The sequence below is a fragment of the Streptococcus alactolyticus genome (assembly GCF_042649785.1).
Classification (GTDB): domain Bacteria; phylum Bacillota; class Bacilli; order Lactobacillales; family Streptococcaceae; genus Streptococcus; species Streptococcus alactolyticus.
Genome location: NZ_JBHRZX010000018.1, coordinates 54,571 through 71,433, shown reverse-complemented (window position 1 = coordinate 71,433; position 16,863 = coordinate 54,571). Strand labels below are relative to the sequence as shown.

General features: G+C 41.7%; 12 protein-coding genes and 1 pseudogene. 12 read left to right on the top strand and 1 reads right to left on the bottom strand.

All coding sequences use genetic code 11. The annotated features are described in order from the left end of the window. Positions 1-171 precede the first annotated feature (171 nt). Both ACFORE_RS05020 and ACFORE_RS05015 read left to right on the top strand, forming a co-directional pair. Positions 172-738, top strand: coding sequence for an SIS domain-containing protein (locus tag ACFORE_RS05020; RefSeq protein ID WP_235281006.1), 567 nt, complete (start codon positions 172-174; stop codon positions 736-738). A 255-nt stretch (positions 739-993) separates the two neighbouring features. Beyond that, a complete protein-coding gene (locus ACFORE_RS05015) occupies positions 994-2,400 on the top strand; it encodes an APC family permease (RefSeq protein WP_154454263.1) in 1,407 nt (468 codons plus the stop codon). Between the two features lie 52 nt (positions 2,401-2,452). Here ACFORE_RS05015 and ACFORE_RS05010 read toward each other — a convergent pair whose 3' ends face one another. Further along, entirely contained in the window at positions 2,453-4,105 is a 1,653-nt protein-coding gene (locus tag ACFORE_RS05010; protein ID WP_154454262.1) for an Rqc2 family fibronectin-binding protein, read from the bottom strand. 240 nt (positions 4,106-4,345) lie between these two features. On the opposite strand from ACFORE_RS05010, the gene ACFORE_RS05005 reads away from it, so the two are divergent. From ACFORE_RS05005 to ACFORE_RS04960, 10 genes and pseudogenes are all read left to right on the top strand, one after another. Then, a complete protein-coding gene (locus ACFORE_RS05005; RefSeq protein WP_235300374.1) occupies positions 4,346-4,738 on the top strand; it encodes a hypothetical protein in 393 nt (130 codons plus the stop codon). 395 nt (positions 4,739-5,133) lie between these two features. Then, the gene (gene trpX, locus ACFORE_RS05000; protein ID WP_235281004.1) at positions 5,134-6,135 is read left to right on the top strand and encodes a tryptophan ABC transporter substrate-binding protein; all 1,002 of its coding nucleotides are present in this window, start codon (positions 5,134-5,136) and stop codon (positions 6,133-6,135) included. A gap of 14 nt (positions 6,136-6,149) precedes the next feature. Continuing rightward, the gene (locus tag ACFORE_RS04995; RefSeq protein WP_154454258.1) at positions 6,150-7,019 is read left to right on the top strand and encodes an ABC transporter permease; all 870 of its coding nucleotides are present in this window, start codon (positions 6,150-6,152) and stop codon (positions 7,017-7,019) included. Then, positions 7,016-7,774: an ABC transporter ATP-binding protein gene (locus tag ACFORE_RS04990; RefSeq protein ID WP_154454257.1), complete on the top strand. Its 759-nt coding sequence runs from the start codon at positions 7,016-7,018 to the stop codon at positions 7,772-7,774. The genes ACFORE_RS04995 and ACFORE_RS04990 overlap by 4 nt, the downstream gene beginning before the upstream one ends. A gap of 205 nt (positions 7,775-7,979) precedes the next feature. Continuing rightward, positions 7,980-9,641: a ribonuclease J gene (locus tag ACFORE_RS04985; RefSeq protein ID WP_235281003.1), complete on the top strand. Its 1,662-nt coding sequence runs from the start codon at positions 7,980-7,982 to the stop codon at positions 9,639-9,641. Positions 9,642-9,794: 153 nt separating this feature from the next. After that, positions 9,795-10,508 (top strand): matrixin family metalloprotease, encoded by a 714-nt coding sequence (locus ACFORE_RS04980; RefSeq protein ID WP_235281002.1) that lies wholly within the window; start codon positions 9,795-9,797, stop codon positions 10,506-10,508. Between the two features lie 88 nt (positions 10,509-10,596). Continuing rightward, on the top strand, positions 10,597-12,516 hold the full coding sequence (locus ACFORE_RS04975; protein WP_235281001.1) for an ABC-F family ATP-binding cassette domain-containing protein: 1,920 nt from the start codon (positions 10,597-10,599) through the stop codon (positions 12,514-12,516). A gap of 189 nt (positions 12,517-12,705) precedes the next feature. After that, positions 12,706-13,152 (top strand): MarR family winged helix-turn-helix transcriptional regulator, encoded by a 447-nt coding sequence (locus ACFORE_RS04970; protein WP_154454253.1) that lies wholly within the window; start codon positions 12,706-12,708, stop codon positions 13,150-13,152. Beyond that, positions 13,145-14,893, top strand: a pseudogene (locus ACFORE_RS04965) (ABC transporter ATP-binding protein). Before ACFORE_RS04970 ends, ACFORE_RS04965 begins: the two are co-directional and overlap by 8 nt. Further along, positions 14,893-16,770: an ABC transporter ATP-binding protein gene (locus tag ACFORE_RS04960; protein ID WP_264879677.1), complete on the top strand. Its 1,878-nt coding sequence runs from the start codon at positions 14,893-14,895 to the stop codon at positions 16,768-16,770. The pseudogene ACFORE_RS04965 and the gene ACFORE_RS04960 overlap by 1 nt, the downstream one beginning before the upstream one ends. Positions 16,771-16,863: the final 93 nt, after the last annotated feature.

The window sequence follows — 16,863 nt, the reverse complement described above, 5'->3', positions numbered from 1 at the left end:
AGAAAGAGAGAACGAAGTTCGTCCTCTCTAGGTGTTAGCTTTTCATCTACCCACTACAGTTGACAAAGAGCCCAGAATTAACGTTGATAGAATTAGGGCAAAAAGTTCTAATGTCTAAAAGTACGGTTTTAAGATTTGCCAAAAAAACTAGGGTTCAGTGGTTATTCGGAAATGAAGTATTTTATTCAGTCTTCCCTTGCCGCACAAGTTATCCCATCGGACCAAGATGTGATTGATAGACTATTAGGCGATATTCATAATACTATCAAGTTAATGGAAAATATTGACCTTGATAAAATGTTTTCTATGCTTCATAAGGCGTGTAATGTTATTATTTACGCAACAGGGTTCACTCAGAGTAATTTTGCGAGAGAATTTTCAAATGAACTGTTCTTGTACAAAAGACCCAATTTTTTACTCTCTGGGGAAACCAATTTTTCTGCCATTTCCGATAATCTGACTGAAAATGACTTTGTTATTATTATTTCACTAAGTGGTAATACCTTGTCTATCCAAGAAACCTTGAAGAAGTTAGTTTTAAAACAGATACCCGTCTTGAGTGTTACGGCATTTGGGGATAGCTTTTTAAGACAGCATTCGACCTATCAATTGTATTATGAAGTGAGTGATTTAGAAGTTGATTTTGAAGATAGCAAATCCATGTCTGGGCTCTATGTTGTTTTGATTTTAATGGCTCGGATGTACAACCTATACCGATTGCAACACCTCAATGAGTGATGTTAATCAGATTTTAATAACGATTTTTGCAGACTTTTTCTCGATCTCCCCAACATGGTGTTGATTTTTGCGTATATTTATACTAAAATAGAGTTCGTTGTGTAGTTCACTTTGTCTGTGATGGTAAGGGCTATCACTTGGTAAGGCTATATTAGAATAAGATTGGGTATCGTTGGTAAAAAGAGCAAGCACCCCAACGGACATAGTTTGCAAAGGAAAAAGACCAACGAGTTTATTTTTTACATAGGAGAGTGTATGGATATCTTTCGAAAAGCTCCCATGACTCAAAAGAAATCGCATCTACAGCGCCACCTTGGATTATCAGAATTGATTTTTCTAGGTGTTGGGTCAATTGTGGGGACTGGAATTTTCACGATAACAGGAACGAGTGCAGCAGAGTATGCTGGTCCTGCTATCACCATTTCTATTATTATTGCCGCTATTTGTGTGACAATGTCAGCATTGTTCTTTGCTGAATTTTCATCTCGACTTCCTCATTCAGGTGGCGTCTATCGCTATATTTATACAGTTTTTGGTGAATATCCTGCTTGGATTGCTGGATGGTTTATGATTATTGAATTCCTCGGTGCTATTTCAACGGCAGCATCTGGTTGGGGAGAATATTTCAAAGCCTTCCTGCAAACCTTTGGTATCTCGTTGCCAAAGGCTTTGAGTGGCCCATTTAACCCTGCAAATGGTACTTACATTGATATTGTTCCTGTCTTGTTGCTGCTTTTTGTGACCATTTTGGTACTTAGAGGGTCTAAGACAGCGCTTCGTTTTAATTCTGTTTTGGTTGTTTGTAAAATAGCGGTGCTGATTTTGTTCATCGCTTTGGGCTTGACAGCCATCAATGTGGATAACTGGAGCAATTTTGCCCCGTATGGTTTTGGTCAACTTTATGGCGGTAAAACGGGTATTATGGCAGGAGCGACACTCATGTTCTTTGCTTTTCTTGGTTTTGAGTCCATTTGTATGGCGGCTGATGAAACCAAAGACCCACAAAAGAAAGTTCCTCAAGGGATTTTCATTTCAATCGGTTTGGTAACTTTGCTTTATGTTCTATTTACTTTAGTCTTGACAGGAACGGTGAACTACACCAAACTCAATATTACTGACGTAGTACCGTTTGTGCTTCGTAGCATCGGTTTCCCACTGGCAGGGAATTTCGTGTCAGTTGTAGTTATTTTGACCTTGGTAACTGTCTGCATTTCAATGATGTATGCCTTGTCACGTATTATTTACAACATTAGTTGTGATGGTTTGTTGCCAGTGCAATTCCAAAAAGTATCAGCTACAAGCAAGGTGCCAAATAATGCGACTATTTTCGTGGGTATTGTTACCATGATTTTTGCAGGTATTTTACCGATAGAACTTCTCGCTTTATTGGTTAATATCGTTACTTTAGCTTACTTGATTTTGTTGGCTTTAGGTGTGATTCAATTGCGCCGCGTACACGGAGAGCCAAAAGAAGGTGAATTTAGAACACCATTTGTACCTGTTCTACCAATTCTATCTATTATCATCTGTTTGTCATTGATGACTCAATGTGGCACAGAAGCATGGATTGGATTTTTCATTTCATTTGTTCTTGGTACAATTATTTACTTTGTCTATGGCTACCGCCATTCTAAAATTGGCAACGGTCAAGTAGATGATTAACAATCTCAGATAAAATATCCCTCCTAGGTCACCTAGGAGGGATATTTTATGTTTATGGCAAACGCATGCTATTGATTTTTTCTTCTGTTGGTGTGACGCGTAGGGTCTTTTGACCTGTGTAAGTCACAAAACCTGGCTTACCACCAGTTGGCTTGTTGAGTTTCTTAGCTTCAATCATATCCACCTGAACGAGGTTAGATAGCCTTGCCTTAGAATAATAAGCCGCTAATTCAGCTGCATCTGTTTTGACTTCATCGCTAGGATTGAGGTTGTCTTTGATGAGCACGTGACTACCAGGAATATCTTTGGCGTGGAACCAAAGTTCCCCTTTTTTGGCCAATTTAAAAGTCAATTCATCGTTTTGAAGATTATTGCGCCCAACCAGAATAATGGTCTTGCCGTCTGAAGCAAGGTATTGTTCTGGTTTTTTGCGTTTGTGACGTTTGTCGCGCGTGCGACGTTTGACAAAACCAGTTTCCACCAATTCGTCACGAATGTCCTCGATGTCTGAAAGCGACGCATGATTGAGGGCTGTTTCCACACTTTCTAGGTAAGTGATGGTGTCTTTTGTTTCTTGGATAAGCCCCGTCAAATGCTTAACAGCTTCCTTTAATTTTTGGTATTTTTTGAAATAGCGTTGAGCATTTTGGCTTGGTGTTAAGCTCTTATCCAGTGCAATACGGATTTTGTCGTTGGTGTAGTAGTTGTCCAACTCCACAGAATCTTTGTTATTGGGCACAAGCGTGAGGTAAGTGGTTAAAAGTTCCCCTTTTTGGCGAAATTCTTCCGCGTTTTCAGTCGCCTGTAATTCCTTTTCTTGCTTGCCCAGTTTTTTGATGTTTTTGTCCAATTCCGTTTGCACCCGATGAATCAAATCGCTGGATTGCTGAGTTACACGATCACGCTCAGCCTTATCTTGGTAGAATATATCCAGTAATTCTGACAAGTTGTCAAACGTTTCCTTGCTATCTTCAAATAGCACTGGCGCAAACGATTTTTCAGTCAGATTGGGTTGGGCAGGACGATTAAAGAAAGCGTGGAATTGTTTTAATTTGTCTGTGCTGAGTTGGTGAGAGAGGTTTTCAGCCGTATCACGTCCTAAACCTTGGAAGAGTTTTTGCAGGTGACGTGGTGCCAAATCTTCCGTTTGCAGTATTTCAAATAAGGTCTGGTCTGGCACGGTAAAAGGATTTTTGGCATTGGTTTGAGGAGGGGCAACATAAGTTGAACCTGGTAAAATCGTACGGTAGCTATTTTGAGAGAAACTGATGTGTTTGATAGATTCGATGATTTTGTGCTCAGCCTTGTCAATCAAAATGATATTGCTGTGTTTTCCCATGATTTCAACCACCAAAGTGACCTTGATGTTGTCGCCAATTTCATTTTTATTAGAAAAGGCAATCTCCAAAATACGGTCATTTTCGATTTGACGAATATCCTCAATCACCGCACCTTGCAGGTATTTCCGCATAATCATCGTGAAAGTATTAGGCGTTTGCGGGTTTTGAAAATCTGCTTTTGTAATTTGCACCCGCCCAAAAACAGGGTGAGCAGATAGAAGAAGCTTGTAATTTTGACGATTGTTCCGAATGGTCAAGACAAGTTCACGCTCAAAAGGCTGATTGACCTTTTGCACCCGCCCATGAATCAGCTCGCCTTGGAGTTCCTTGGTTAAATGGTGTAGAAAAAAACCATCAAATGACATGATAAAAGTTGCCGTAAGGCTGTCAGTAGCAGCATCAAAGCCCCATAACCTTACGACGCCTCCTTTCTAATCTCATGTGTTCAATCCCTATATTATACCATAAAAAAAGCTATTTTAGTTAAGCGTAGAGAGTTAGAAAATGGTATAATTTGCGTGAAAGCAGTTGACAATGTAGAAATTACAGGAATATCAAAACATACAACTGAAAGAGCTATTGAACGTGGTGGTACAATTCAGACATTGACAGATGCTTTAATTAATCCGCTGGAAGTAACAAATACTAAGTACGATAAGGACGGTTTACCATCGAAACAATATCGTGGTGCAGTCTCTACCGTCGTTGTCAATCCAGATACTGGTAATGTTGTATCAACAATCCAACACGAAGAAACATCAGAAAACGACATGGAGTTTATAAAAATGAAACTAAATAGCATTTATTCAAGTGATGAATTCAAAAAAATCAGTAGTCACTTGCCAAATTGGGAATACGATAAAGATTATTCCAAAAATGAAATCGATATCTTTGACGAACAACTAGAAGACGTCAACGATTTTATCGGTTACGAAAATGAAGCAGGTATTTTTATTTCAGAAATGATTTACAAATTGAGAAGTAACCCACAATATTAACATTTGTATGTCTCCAGCACTTAGAGAAATCGAGAAAACAAGAGATATAATTATAGCCCAAAAAAATTAATCAAATCTCTTGAAATTTTCAGAATTTAGTATATAATTATAAAAAACACTATTTCAGGAGGATATTAGGATGAACATGACACAAGCTCTTACAAGTTGGCAAGGTTGGCGTAGGTAGAGTTGTGTTTATGTTGTGGCATAGATACGACTTTTAGAGTACTTCTAAAAAGTATCTATGCGCTAGTCTTAATGACAAAGTTGGATAAGGCGTGTAGTAGGCATTTACTACACGCTTTTCTTTTTAGCAGGCTCGATGATATGGCAATGATGAGAATGGTTTGACAGGCAAAGTCAGTCTTTAATAGGTGAGATAAAGGGAGACACGTATGAAAAATAAAGGACTTATTGGAACGTTAATTGTTTTAGTGGTATTAGTGGTGGGGTCAATGCTTTATGACCAAACCAAGAGTGATTCGCATCGCAATGAAAAGGTTAAAATCGGTATTTTGCAATACGTGACCCACGAGGCTTTGGATGAGATTGAGCGAGGGATTGAAGATGGTTTGGCTGATGCGGGTTATGACAAGTCAAATGCGGATATCACGGTTTTAAATGCTGAAGGGGATCAAAGTAAGATTCAGACCATGAGTAAGCAATTGGTCAATGCTAAAAGCGATGTTTTGATTGGGATTGCAACGCCAGCGGCACAAGGTTTGGCTTCGGCTACGAGTGATATCCCAGTTGTGATGGGGGCTATTTCAGACCCAGTTGGAGCAAAACTGGTTAAAAATCTTGGGAAACCAAATAGCAATGTAACAGGGGTTTCCAACCAAGTACCGCTCAAACAAACGGTAGAACTCATCCAGAGCATCACGCCAAATGCGAAAACGATTGGTGTTTTGTATGCTAGCAGCGAGGACAACTCAGTGTCACAAGTGGCTCAATTTAAAGAATATGCCAAATCTGCTGGCATCAATGTTGTGGAATACGCTGTGCCGTCAACTAATGAAATCACAACAACCATGTCTGTGATGACTGGCAAAGTCGATGCTATCTTTGTTCCTCAGGACAACACCATTGCTTCAGCTTTCACGAGCGTTGTGAGTGCAGCCAACGCAGCTAAAATCCCAATTTACTCATGCGTGGATACCATGGTTGAGCAAGGAAGCATTGCTTCTGTGGCACAGAGCCAATACGATTTGGGTGTCAAAACGGCTAAGATTGCCGTGAAATTATTGGCAGGTAAAAAAGTATCAGAAGTTCCTGTTAAGGTGGTCAATACAGGAACACCAACCTTGAATTTAAAAGCGGCTAGGGAGCTTGGCATTACTATTCCAGAAGACGTTTTGTCTCATGCAACCGTAGCCGTTGAGGCAGATAAGAATTAGAAAAGGAGAGGCACATGATTATTTCATCGGTTTCACAGGGGCTTTTGTGGGGAATTCTTGGACTCGGTATTTACCTCACGTTTCGTATTTTGAAATTCCCAGATATGACGACTGAGGGTTCTTTCCCCTTGGGTGGTGCAGTGGCGGTTACCTTGATGAATCAAGGCATTCATCCTATTCTAGCGACTTTTGCGGGAATGTTGGCAGGCTGTGTGGCAGGTCTTGTGACTGGCTTACTCTACACCAAAGGTAAAATTCCAACCATTTTGGCAGGGATTTTGGTAATGACCTCATGTAATTCTATCATGCTGATGATTATGGGGCGTGCTAATCTTGGTTTGCTGGATATTAAGACCATTCAAGACTTGCTGCCTTTTTCAGCAACAACTAACCTTTTGGTGATTGGGTTGTTAGCCGTTATTCTCGTGATTGCGGGGCTGATTTTCTTCCTATATACAAAACTTGGGCAGGCTTATATTGCTACGGGTGATAATCGTGATATGGCTAAGAGTTTTGGCATCAATACCGACCGTATGGAAGTCATGGGCTTGGTGGTTTCAAATGGGCTGATTGCCTTGTCAGGTGCTCTGATTAGTCAGCAAGATGGCTATGCTGATGTGTCAAAAGGGATTGGTGTCATTGTTATCGGTTTGGCTAGCATTATCATTGGTGAGGTTCTTTATTCGACCAATCTGACCTTATTAGAACGTCTTGTGGCAACGGTTGTGGGAGCTATCTTGTACCAATTCTTGATTGCTGGCGTGATTGCACTTGGTTTCAATACCAACTACCTCAAATTGTTTAGTGCCATTATTTTGGCTATTTGTCTTATGGTACCTGTTCTCAAAGATAAATTTTTCAAAGGAGTGACCTTATCGCGATGAAAAAAGTTGTAGAATTAAAAGAAGCGACCGTTCAGGTTAATAACGGTTTGGATAATGTCAAAACCATCCTTGACCATGTGAATTTGACGATTTATGAACATGATTTTTTGACAATTTTGGGTGGCAATGGTGCTGGAAAATCAACCCTTTTCAACGTGATTGCGGGGACTTTGATGTTGACTAGCGGCAGCATTTTCATCTTGGGTAAGGACGTGACCCATTTGCCTGCTGAGAAACGAGCGAGTGATTTGGCGCGTGTTTTTCAAGACCCTAAGATGGGAACGGCTCCTCGAATGACCGTGGCAGAAAACCTCCTTATTGCTAAATACCGTGGCGAAAAACGTGGTTTGGTCCCTCGCAACATTCACGCTTTTACAGAAGAATTTCAGGCCTTGGTGGCTAAGACTGGCAATGGTTTGGAAAAGCATTTGGAAACGCCGACAGGTCTTTTATCTGGGGGACAACGTCAGGCCTTGAGTTTATTGATGGCAACGCTCAAACGCCCTGAATTGTTGCTGCTGGATGAACACACCGCAGCCCTTGACCCCAAAACCAGCGTTTCTCTGATGCATTTGACCAATACGTTTGTCCAAAAGGACCAACTAACAGCCTTGATGATTACCCATCACATGGAGGATGCCTTGCATTATGGTAATCGCTTGATTGTCATGAAAGATGGTAAAATCGTCAAAGACCTCAATCAAGAGGAAAAGAAAGACATGACGATTGCGGATTACTACCAGCTGTTTGATTAAATGTGTGAAAGATGCCTTAGGGTATCTTTTTTTGCTGTTTAAAGCAATCTTTCCAAGTGTAAAAGAAGAAAATCTTCTGAAAATATGCTATAATGAAAGAGCTGTAATTCGACTTGTTAACCGTTTGGTGCAAGGACCGTTTGTATTATCATGAAGCAACTGGCGTTGCTTGTATTAAAAAATCAATGAAGGAGAAAACATCGTCATGAGCGATATTAAACTAATTGCCCTAGGTGGAGTCCGTGAAAACGGTAAAAACCTGTATGTGGTTGAAGTGAACGATTCTATTTTTATTTTAGATGCTGGTTTGAAATATCCTGAAAATGAACAATTGGGTGTTGATGAGGTCATTCCAAATCTAGATTATTTGATTGAAAATAAAAAACGTGTTCAAGGGATTTTCTTGACACATGGTCACGCAGATGCAATTGGGGCTTTGCCTTACATTTTGTCAGAAATGAAGGTACCTGTCTTTGGGTCACCACTTACGATTGAGCTTGCTAAGCTTTTTGTGAAGAAAAACAACAATGTGAAGAAATTCAATCAGTTTCATGTCATTGACGCAGAAACAGAGATTGAGTTTGCGGATGCGACCATTTCCTTCTTCAAAACGACCCATTCTATTCCAGAAAGTTTAGGGATTGTGGTTGGTACAGATGAAGGTCAAATTGTCTATACTGGTGATTTTAAATTTGACCAAGCTGCCCGTAAATACTACCGTACAGACTTAGCACGCTTGACTGAAATTGGTCGTGACGGCGTTTTGGCTTTGTTGTCAGATTCTGCCAATGCGACAAGTCATGTTTTAACGGCTAGTGAATCAGAAGTTGGGGCAGAAATTGATGACGTGATTGCCAATGCCGAAGGGCGTGTTATCATTGCGGCTGTGGCGTCAAACCTTTCTCGTATCCAACAAGTTTTTGATTCTGCCGCTGAACACCGTCGCCGTGTGGTCTTGACTGGTTTTGATGCGGAAAATATCATCCGTACCGCTATTCGCATGAAACGCTTGGGCGTGGCAGATGAAAAACTCATTGTTAAGCCAAAAGATATGCATAAATTCGAAGACCATGAATTGATTATCTTGGAAGCTGGACGTATGGGTGAGCCAATCAATGGTTTGCAAAAAATGGCTTTGGGACGTCACCGCTATGTTCAAATCAAAGACGGTGATTTGGTGTATATCGTAACCACTCCAAGCACTTCAAAAGAAGCTGTTGTGGCTCGCGTTGAGAACCTTATCTACAAAGCAGGTGGAACGGTTAAACTCATCACACAAGATTTGTGCGTATCTGGTCATGCCAATGCCCGTGACTTGCAATTGATGATTAACTTGTTGCAACCTAAATACCTCTTCCCTATCCAAGGGGAATACCGCAACCTTTCTGCCCACGCAGACTTGGCACAAGAAGTTGGGATGTATCCCGAGGACATTTATATTGTCAAACGTGGGGACGTTATGGTACTTGAAAAAGATGGTTTCCACCACGAAGGCAGTGTTCCTGCTGGTGATGTGATGATTGATGGAAATGCGATTGGTGATGTCGGCAATATCGTCCTTCGTGACCGTAAAGTCTTGTCAGAAGACGGTATTTTCATCGTGGCTTTGACAGTCAACAAACGCGAAAAGAAAATCGTATCAAAAGCTAAAATTCATACGCGTGGCTTTGTTTATGTGAAGAAAAGCCGTGATATCTTGCAAGAGGCAGCAGAATTGGTCAACCAAACGGTTGAAAATTACTTGGCACAAGACAGTTTTGACTGGGGCGAATTAAAAGGAGCTGTCCGTGATGACGTGGCTAAGTTCTTGTTTGACCAAACCAAACGCCGTCCAGCTATTTTACCAGTTGTCATGGAAGTGCGTTAATCCGTTTTGAAAAGGAGCAGAATGAGCATCTCAAGAATAAGGTTTTCCTTATTTTTGGGTGCTTTTTCTCGTTTTTTAAGCCAAAGCTTTGTATACTTGAGGTAATAATGATGAATTAAGCGTTTTCAAAAATACATAAAAAGGAGAAGGTGGATGCGGTCTTTTGTAAACATGATTTTCTTTATTCTCAGACTTGTGTTTCGGCTGATTTGGAATCTTTTTTGGGGTTTGGTCGAGACGGTGGTGGTGCTGGGACTTCTAATTTTTGGCTTGCTTTATTACGCTAATCATAGCCAATCAGCTATTGCCAATGCTATTTTAGATGTCAAAGACCGTGTGGTGACTTATGTGTCCACACAAGATGACGATTTGGTTGGGTGTTTGAACAACCTCACTATTGACCAGGACAGCCATCATGCGGGCGAGCGTTGGGAAAATGCCAGTGCGACGGTTTATATTGATACGGACAACACGACCTTGGTTTATGCTTATGAAGAAGCCATCAGGGCTTGGAATGATACAGGGGCTTTTACCTTCAACATCGTTCCTGACAAGAGTTTGGCAGGGATTGTTTTGAACGAGTACTCAGATGCCCAATCAAAAGCCGCAGGAGTGGCCGAGGCTGAAACCGATGCTCTCACCAATGAAATCAAGTATGTCAAGGTCAAGTTGAACACCTATTATTTGACGGAGAACAACTACGGTTACAGTTATTATCGAATTGTTTACACGGCGGAGCATGAATTGGGGCACGCGATTGGCTTGGACCACGATGATAGCCAACAGTCTGTCATGCAATCATCAGGCTCTTATTATGGCATTCAGCCTGTTGATATTGAAAATGTCAAGAAACTTTATGCTTCTTAAAAATGGTTTGTTTGGAAAATCTGCTGATTTTGGCAGATTTTTTGACATTCTTCTAGTTTAACGACTCGTGATTTGGTAAAATAGACCTATGATTATTTTACAAGGTAATAAATTGGAACGCTCATTTTCGGGCGATGTGTTATTTGATAATATCAATATTCAAGTAGATGAAAAAGACCGCATTGCGCTGGTTGGGCGAAACGGTGCGGGAAAATCGACTTTGCTGAAAATTTTGGTTGGCGAAGAAGCACCGACTTCTGGTGAGATTAACCAAAAACGGGATTTAAGCCTGTCGTATTTGGCACAAGATAGCCGTTTTGAATCGGAAAATACGATTTTTGATGAAATGCTGCACGTTTTTGATGACGTGCGGAGCATGGAAAACCGTCTGCGTCGCATGGAAATGCAGATGGCAGAGGTGACAGGCGATGCCTTTGACCAGTTAATGTCAGATTATGACCGCTTATCAGAAGAATTTCGCGTGAAGGGCGGCTTTACCTACGAAGCGGATATCAAGGCTATTTTAAACGGTTTTAAATTTGATGAATCCATGTGGCAAATGAAGATTTCGGAATTGTCAGGAGGGCAAAATACCCGCCTAGCCCTTGCCAAAATGTTGCTGGAAAAACCAGAACTTTTGGTCTTGGACGAGCCGACCAACCACTTGGATATCGAAACCATTGCTTGGCTGGAAAATTATTTGGTCAATTACCAAGGCGCCTTGATCATCGTCAGCCACGACCGTTATTTCTTGGATAAGGTAGCAACGATTACGCTGGACTTGAATCCGCATTCGCTTGACCGTTATGTGGGTAATTATTCGACTTTCATGGACTTGAAGGCGGAAAAATTAGCCCTTGAAGCGAAAAATTACGAAAAACAAGCCAAAGAAATTGCCAAATTGGAATGTTTCGTGCAACGCAATATCGTTCGAGCCTCAACGACAAAACGTGCCCAAGCCCGCCGCAAACAATTAGAGAAAATGGAACGTTTGGATAAACCAAGCGCTGGGCAAAAATCAGCCCATATGACCTTCCACGCGGACAAGGTTTCAGGAAATGTGGTCTTGACCGTCACAGATATGGCAATTGGTTACGACAATCATATCTTGTCTGAGCCGATTAACATTGACGTTAAAAAATGCGATGCCATTGCCATCGTCGGACCAAATGGTATTGGTAAATCAACCTTGATTAAGTCTATCGTGGGGCAAGTGCCATTTATCAAGGGAACTGCTACTTACGGTGCCAATGTCGAAGTGGGTTACTATGACCAAACGCAGTCTAATCTCACGCGGACCAACACCGTGCTGGACGAATTGTGGAATGATTTTTCAACCACGCCAGAAGTGGACATTCGTAACCGTCTGGGAGCTTTTCTTTTCTCAGGAGATGACGTCAAAAAATCAGTTGCTATGCTATCAGGTGGCGAACGTGCTCGCTTGCTTCTTGCGAAATTGTCAATGCAGAATGACAATTTCCTTATCCTAGATGAGCCAACCAACCACTTGGATATTGATAGCAAAGAAGTTTTGGAAGATGCCTTGATTGATTTTGATGGCACCCTTCTCTTTGTCAGTCACGACCGTTATTTCATTAACCGCGTGGCAACAAAAGTGCTGGAAATCTCAGAAGAAGGCTCAACCCTTTATCTTGGTGATTACGATTATTACCTTGAGAAAAAGGCAGAGCTGGAAGAATTGGCCCGTCTAAAAGCCGAAGAAGGGCAAGAAAAGCCTGCGGAAGTGTCTGAAAAAGCACCAACCAATGATTACCATGCCCAAAAAGCCAACCAAAAGGAACTCCGCAAACTCACTCGCCGCATTGCTGACATTGAAAATCAATTGGAAGACATTGAAAACAAGGAAGAAAGCATTAACCAAGCCATGCTTGCCACAAATGATGCTACGGAGTTGGTTGACCTGCAAAAAGAATTGGATGCCTTGAGCGAGCAACAAGAAGTCCTCATGTCAGAATGGGAAGAACTCAGCGAACAAGTCGAAGGCTAGTATCAGAAGTCTGAACTTGCATACAAAAAACAAATGGAGTCGATTTGGCTCCATTTTTCATATCCAACTCTTTGTAGAAATAAATAGATAGCAGGCTATTGGTTTTCGGAAAATCATTTTGTATAATCATTAGTGAGAGAAATGTTTGGAGACGTTTTTATGCGTTTTTGAGCACATTTGGAGGTAAGGATGGAAACGAAAAACGCGCCTTATGGCTGGTTAGTCAAGCGAATCGCACACCGTTTGGAGCAAAACATGAACCATTTCCTAAAGCCGTATAATATTACGATTATGCAGTCTTGGATTTTACTTTTTCTGAAGAAAACGGAAGCCAGTTATACCTACAAAGAATTGGAAAAAGAATTTGAGGTATCGCAGCCAACTATGGCGGGCTTGTTGGCACGCTTGAATCAGAAAAACATGATTCTCATCAGCCAAGATGAGAAGGACAAGCGGATTAAACGGGTTCGTATTTCAGACGATGGGAGCGCTTTGATGGAGAGATTGAAGGCTTACTTGGACGATTCGGAATGTGAAATTATTGGCAACTTTAGTCAGGAAGAACAAGAAACCTTCCATGTCTTGTTAGAAAAAGCCTACTATAATGTCGTAGAAAGAGGTGACGAGAATGATTAAGACGCTGCTTGCACACGTTAAGGAGTACAAAAGACCGTCTTTGCTAGCGCCCTTGTGTGCTGCTTTGGAAGTCTTTTTTGATATGTCGATTCCTTTTGTTATCGCCCAATTGATTGACCAAGGGATTCAGGCGGGTAATATGGCTGTCGCTATGAAATTTGGCTTGTTAATGCTATTTCTAGCCATTTGTGGTTTGACAACTGGCTTTTTAGCTGGGAAATTTGCGGCAGAAGCTTCGGCTGGTTTTGCGGCTAATTTACGTGAGGGGATGTACGATAATATTCAGACCTTTGCCTTTTCTAATATCGATAAATACAGCACGGCTGGTTTGGTGACGCGGATGACAACGGATGTCACAAACGTCCAAAATGCCTACCAAATGATTATCCGTGTGGCAGTCAGAGCACCTTTAACCGTGATTTTCAGTATGTTTATGTGCTTTGTGGTTGACCGTCGCTTGAGTATCATGTTTTTGATTGCGGTAGTGATTTTAGCAACTTCGCTCTACTTTATCATGCGCAGAGCCATGACGAGTTTTAATTACGTTTTTCGTAAATACGATGAACTCAATGCCAGTGTTCAAGAAAATATCTCTGGTATTCGCGTGGTAAAAGCCTTTGTGCGCGAAGATTATGAAAATAAAAAATTCACCAAGGCAGCAGAGAACATTTACCAGCTTTTTGTTAAGGCTGAAAAAATTGTCATTTTCAATAACCCAATCATGATGTTTATCATCTTCGCGTGTATGATTTGCTTGTCGTGGTTTGGGGCACACTTTATCGTGGCAGGAAGCTTGACCACAGGGGAATTGACGTAGCTCTTTTCGTATATCTTTGCCATGATGATGTCTTTGATGATGTTGTCTATGATTATGGTCATGATTTCCATGAGTACGGCCAGTGCTGAGCGGATATCAGAAGTGTTGACGGAAAAAGCAGATATTGTGAATCCTGAAAATCCATTGATGGAAGTGCCAGATGGCAGCATTTGTTTTGACCATGTGCATTTTTCGTACAAGCATGGTAGTGGTGAGGAAGTGCTATCTGACATTGATTTGTCTATTGCATCGGGTGAGATTATCGGTGTTATCGGTGGTACAGGTTCAGGAAAAACCTCATTTGCAAACTTGATTTCCCGTCTTTACGATGTGGATGCTGGTTCCGTTACTGTGGGTGGTCATGATGTCCGCCAATACGATTTGGAAGTTTTGCGTGACCAAGTTGCCGTTGTGTTACAAAAAAATATCCTCTTTTCAGGAACTATTTTGGATAATCTTCGCTGGGGAAATGAGGACGCGACGGAAGAAGAATGCATTGAAGCTTGTCGCCAAGCCTGTGCGGATGAATTTATCGAGCGTTTCCCTGATAAATACAATACGTGGATTGAGCAAGGTGGTAGCAACGTATCTGGTGGGCAAAAACAACGCCTTTGTATCGCACGTGCTTTGTTGAAAAAGCCAAAAGTCTTGATTTTGGATGATTCAACCAGTGCCGTTGATACAGCGACAGATGCCAATATCCGTCGTTCCTTTGCTGAAACCATTCCTGGCACAACTAAGATTATTATCGCTCAACGTATCTCAAGTATCCAACATGCTGATAAAATCTTGGTGCTTGACGGCGGTAAGATTTCAGGATTTGCCAGTCACGACGAATTACTCAAAACCAATGCTATTTACCGTGAAATCAATGATGTGCAACAACAAGATGATGGAGATTTTGATATGGAAGGTGGTGCCTAATGTCCCAAACACAAAAAGAAGTGAACAAACAAGACACTCTAAGACGGGTCTTGGCCTATGTTTTTAGCAACTACAAATGGCATTTTTTGCTGGTGCTATTGCTGATTTTGGTGACGGCACTGTGTATGGTACGCTTTAGTTTGTTCATGCAAACCTTGATTGATAGCTACATCACCCCTCTTTTAGCTGCCCAAAATCCTGATTATTCAGGATTGGCACGGGCTATTTTTCGCTTGATTTTGGTTGGTATCGTGGGGGTTTTAAGTTCTTACGGTTACAACCGTTTGATGGTTTACGTTGGGCAAGGAACCATGCGTCGCATTCGTTTGGACCTCTTTACCCATATGGAGCGTTTGCCAATTAAGTATTTTGATACCTATGCTCATGGGGATATCATGTCTATCTACACCAACGACGTGGATACGCTGCGTCAATTGATTGGTCAAAGTATCCCGCAAGTGGTCAATTCAACCTTTTCTATCGTGGTAACCTTTACTAGCATGCTTATGTTGAGCTTTCCTTTGTCCATGCTATCGCTTGTCATGGTGGCTATTTTGCTGCTGGTAGCTCGTCAGATTGGCACACGTTCGTCTAAACATTTCCACCAACAACAAAACGATATTGGTCGTGTCAATGCCTTTATCGAAGAAATGATGACAGGGCAAAAGGTGGTTAAGGTCTTTAATCACGAGGAGCGTGCCAAGGCTGATTTTAGAACCATCAATCAAGAATTGCGATACTCTGCCACAAGTGCCAATATTTATGCCAATATTTTGATGCCAGTGTCGGCTAATATCGGGCATATTTCTTACGTGCTTTGTGCCATGTTGGGTGCCTTTTTAGCCCTAAATGATCACGCCAGCTTGTCTTTGGGGACCTTGGTGTCTTTCCTAGCCCTAAACCGTAGCTTTACCAACCCAATTACACAAATCAGCCAACAAATCAACTCGGTTATTATGGCGATGGCGGGTGCTGACCGTGTCTTTACCTTACTTGATGCTGATGTGGAAGGGGACGAAGGTTATGTTGAGCTGGTGAATGCCAAGGTGGACGCTGCTGGTCACATCCAAGAGGTGCCAGAAACCACAAGTATGTGGGCATGGAAACACCCACACGAGGATGGTACGGTGACCTACCACAAACTTGAAGGTGGCGTGACTTTCTCAGATGTAACCTTTGGTTACAACGACCACAAGATGGTCTTGCATGATATCAATTTGTTTGCAGAACCTGGGCAAAAGATTGCCTTCGTCGGTTCAACTGGATCTGGGAAAACCACTATTACCAACTTGATTAACCGTTTTTACGATATTCAAAAAGGGAAAATCCATTACGATGGTATCAACATCCGCAAAATCAAGAAAGCAGATCTTCGCCATAGCCTAGGGATTGTGCTTCAAGACACACACCTCTTTACAGGAACGGTGATGGACAATATTCGTTATGGTCGCCTGACGGCATCAGATGAGGAGTGTATCGAGGCCGCTAAATTAGCCAATGCTCATGACTTCATCAAACGCCTGCCGAAAGGTTATGACACTGTTTTGACTGGTGATGGTAGCAATCTTTCACAAGGGCAATGTCAGTTGCTAGCGATTGCGCGTGCGGCGGTAGCCAATCCACCAGCCTTGATTTTGGATGAGGCAACCTCTTCTATTGACACACGGACAGAAGTGCACGTCCAAGAAGGGATGGACGCTCTCATGAAAGGGCGCACAACTTTTGTTATTGCCCACCGTTTGTCAACGGTTCGCAATGCTGATTGCATCATGGTGCTTGAGCGTGGTCGTATCATCGAACGGGGTAACCATGATGATTTGATGGCGCAAAAAGGACGCTATTACCAACTTTATACAGGAAACGCAATTAGCGACTAACCCATCCAAACAACCTTTGAAAATGGCTGAACTGTTTTCAGGGTTGTTTTTTTCTTTAAATCGTTTTCAAAAAAGCGGTTAAATAATTTGTGA

Bases quoted from the DNA above. Each gene is read 5' to 3' on its own strand.
- ACFORE_RS05010 (WP_154454262.1), bottom strand. From the start codon at position 4,105: ATGTCATTTGATGGTTTTTTTCTACACCATTTAACCAAGGAACTCCAA.
- ACFORE_RS04995 (WP_154454258.1), top strand. From the start codon at position 6,150: ATGATTATTTCATCGGTTTCACAGGGGCTTTTGTGGGGAATTCTTGGA.
- ACFORE_RS04990 (WP_154454257.1), top strand. From the start codon at position 7,016: ATGAAAAAAGTTGTAGAATTAAAAGAAGCGACCGTTCAGGTTAATAAC.
- ACFORE_RS05020 (WP_235281006.1), top strand. From the start codon at position 172: ATGAAGTATTTTATTCAGTCTTCCCTTGCCGCACAAGTTATCCCATCG.
- ACFORE_RS04960 (WP_264879677.1), top strand. From the start codon at position 14,893: ATGTCCCAAACACAAAAAGAAGTGAACAAACAAGACACTCTAAGACGG.
- ACFORE_RS04985 (WP_235281003.1), top strand. From the start codon at position 7,980: ATGAGCGATATTAAACTAATTGCCCTAGGTGGAGTCCGTGAAAACGGT.
- trpX (WP_235281004.1), top strand. From the start codon at position 5,134: ATGAAAAATAAAGGACTTATTGGAACGTTAATTGTTTTAGTGGTATTA.
- ACFORE_RS04975 (WP_235281001.1), top strand. From the start codon at position 10,597: ATGATTATTTTACAAGGTAATAAATTGGAACGCTCATTTTCGGGCGAT.
- ACFORE_RS05015 (WP_154454263.1), top strand. From the start codon at position 994: ATGGATATCTTTCGAAAAGCTCCCATGACTCAAAAGAAATCGCATCTA.
- ACFORE_RS04980 (WP_235281002.1), top strand. From the start codon at position 9,795: ATGCGGTCTTTTGTAAACATGATTTTCTTTATTCTCAGACTTGTGTTT.
- ACFORE_RS04970 (WP_154454253.1), top strand. From the start codon at position 12,706: ATGGAAACGAAAAACGCGCCTTATGGCTGGTTAGTCAAGCGAATCGCA.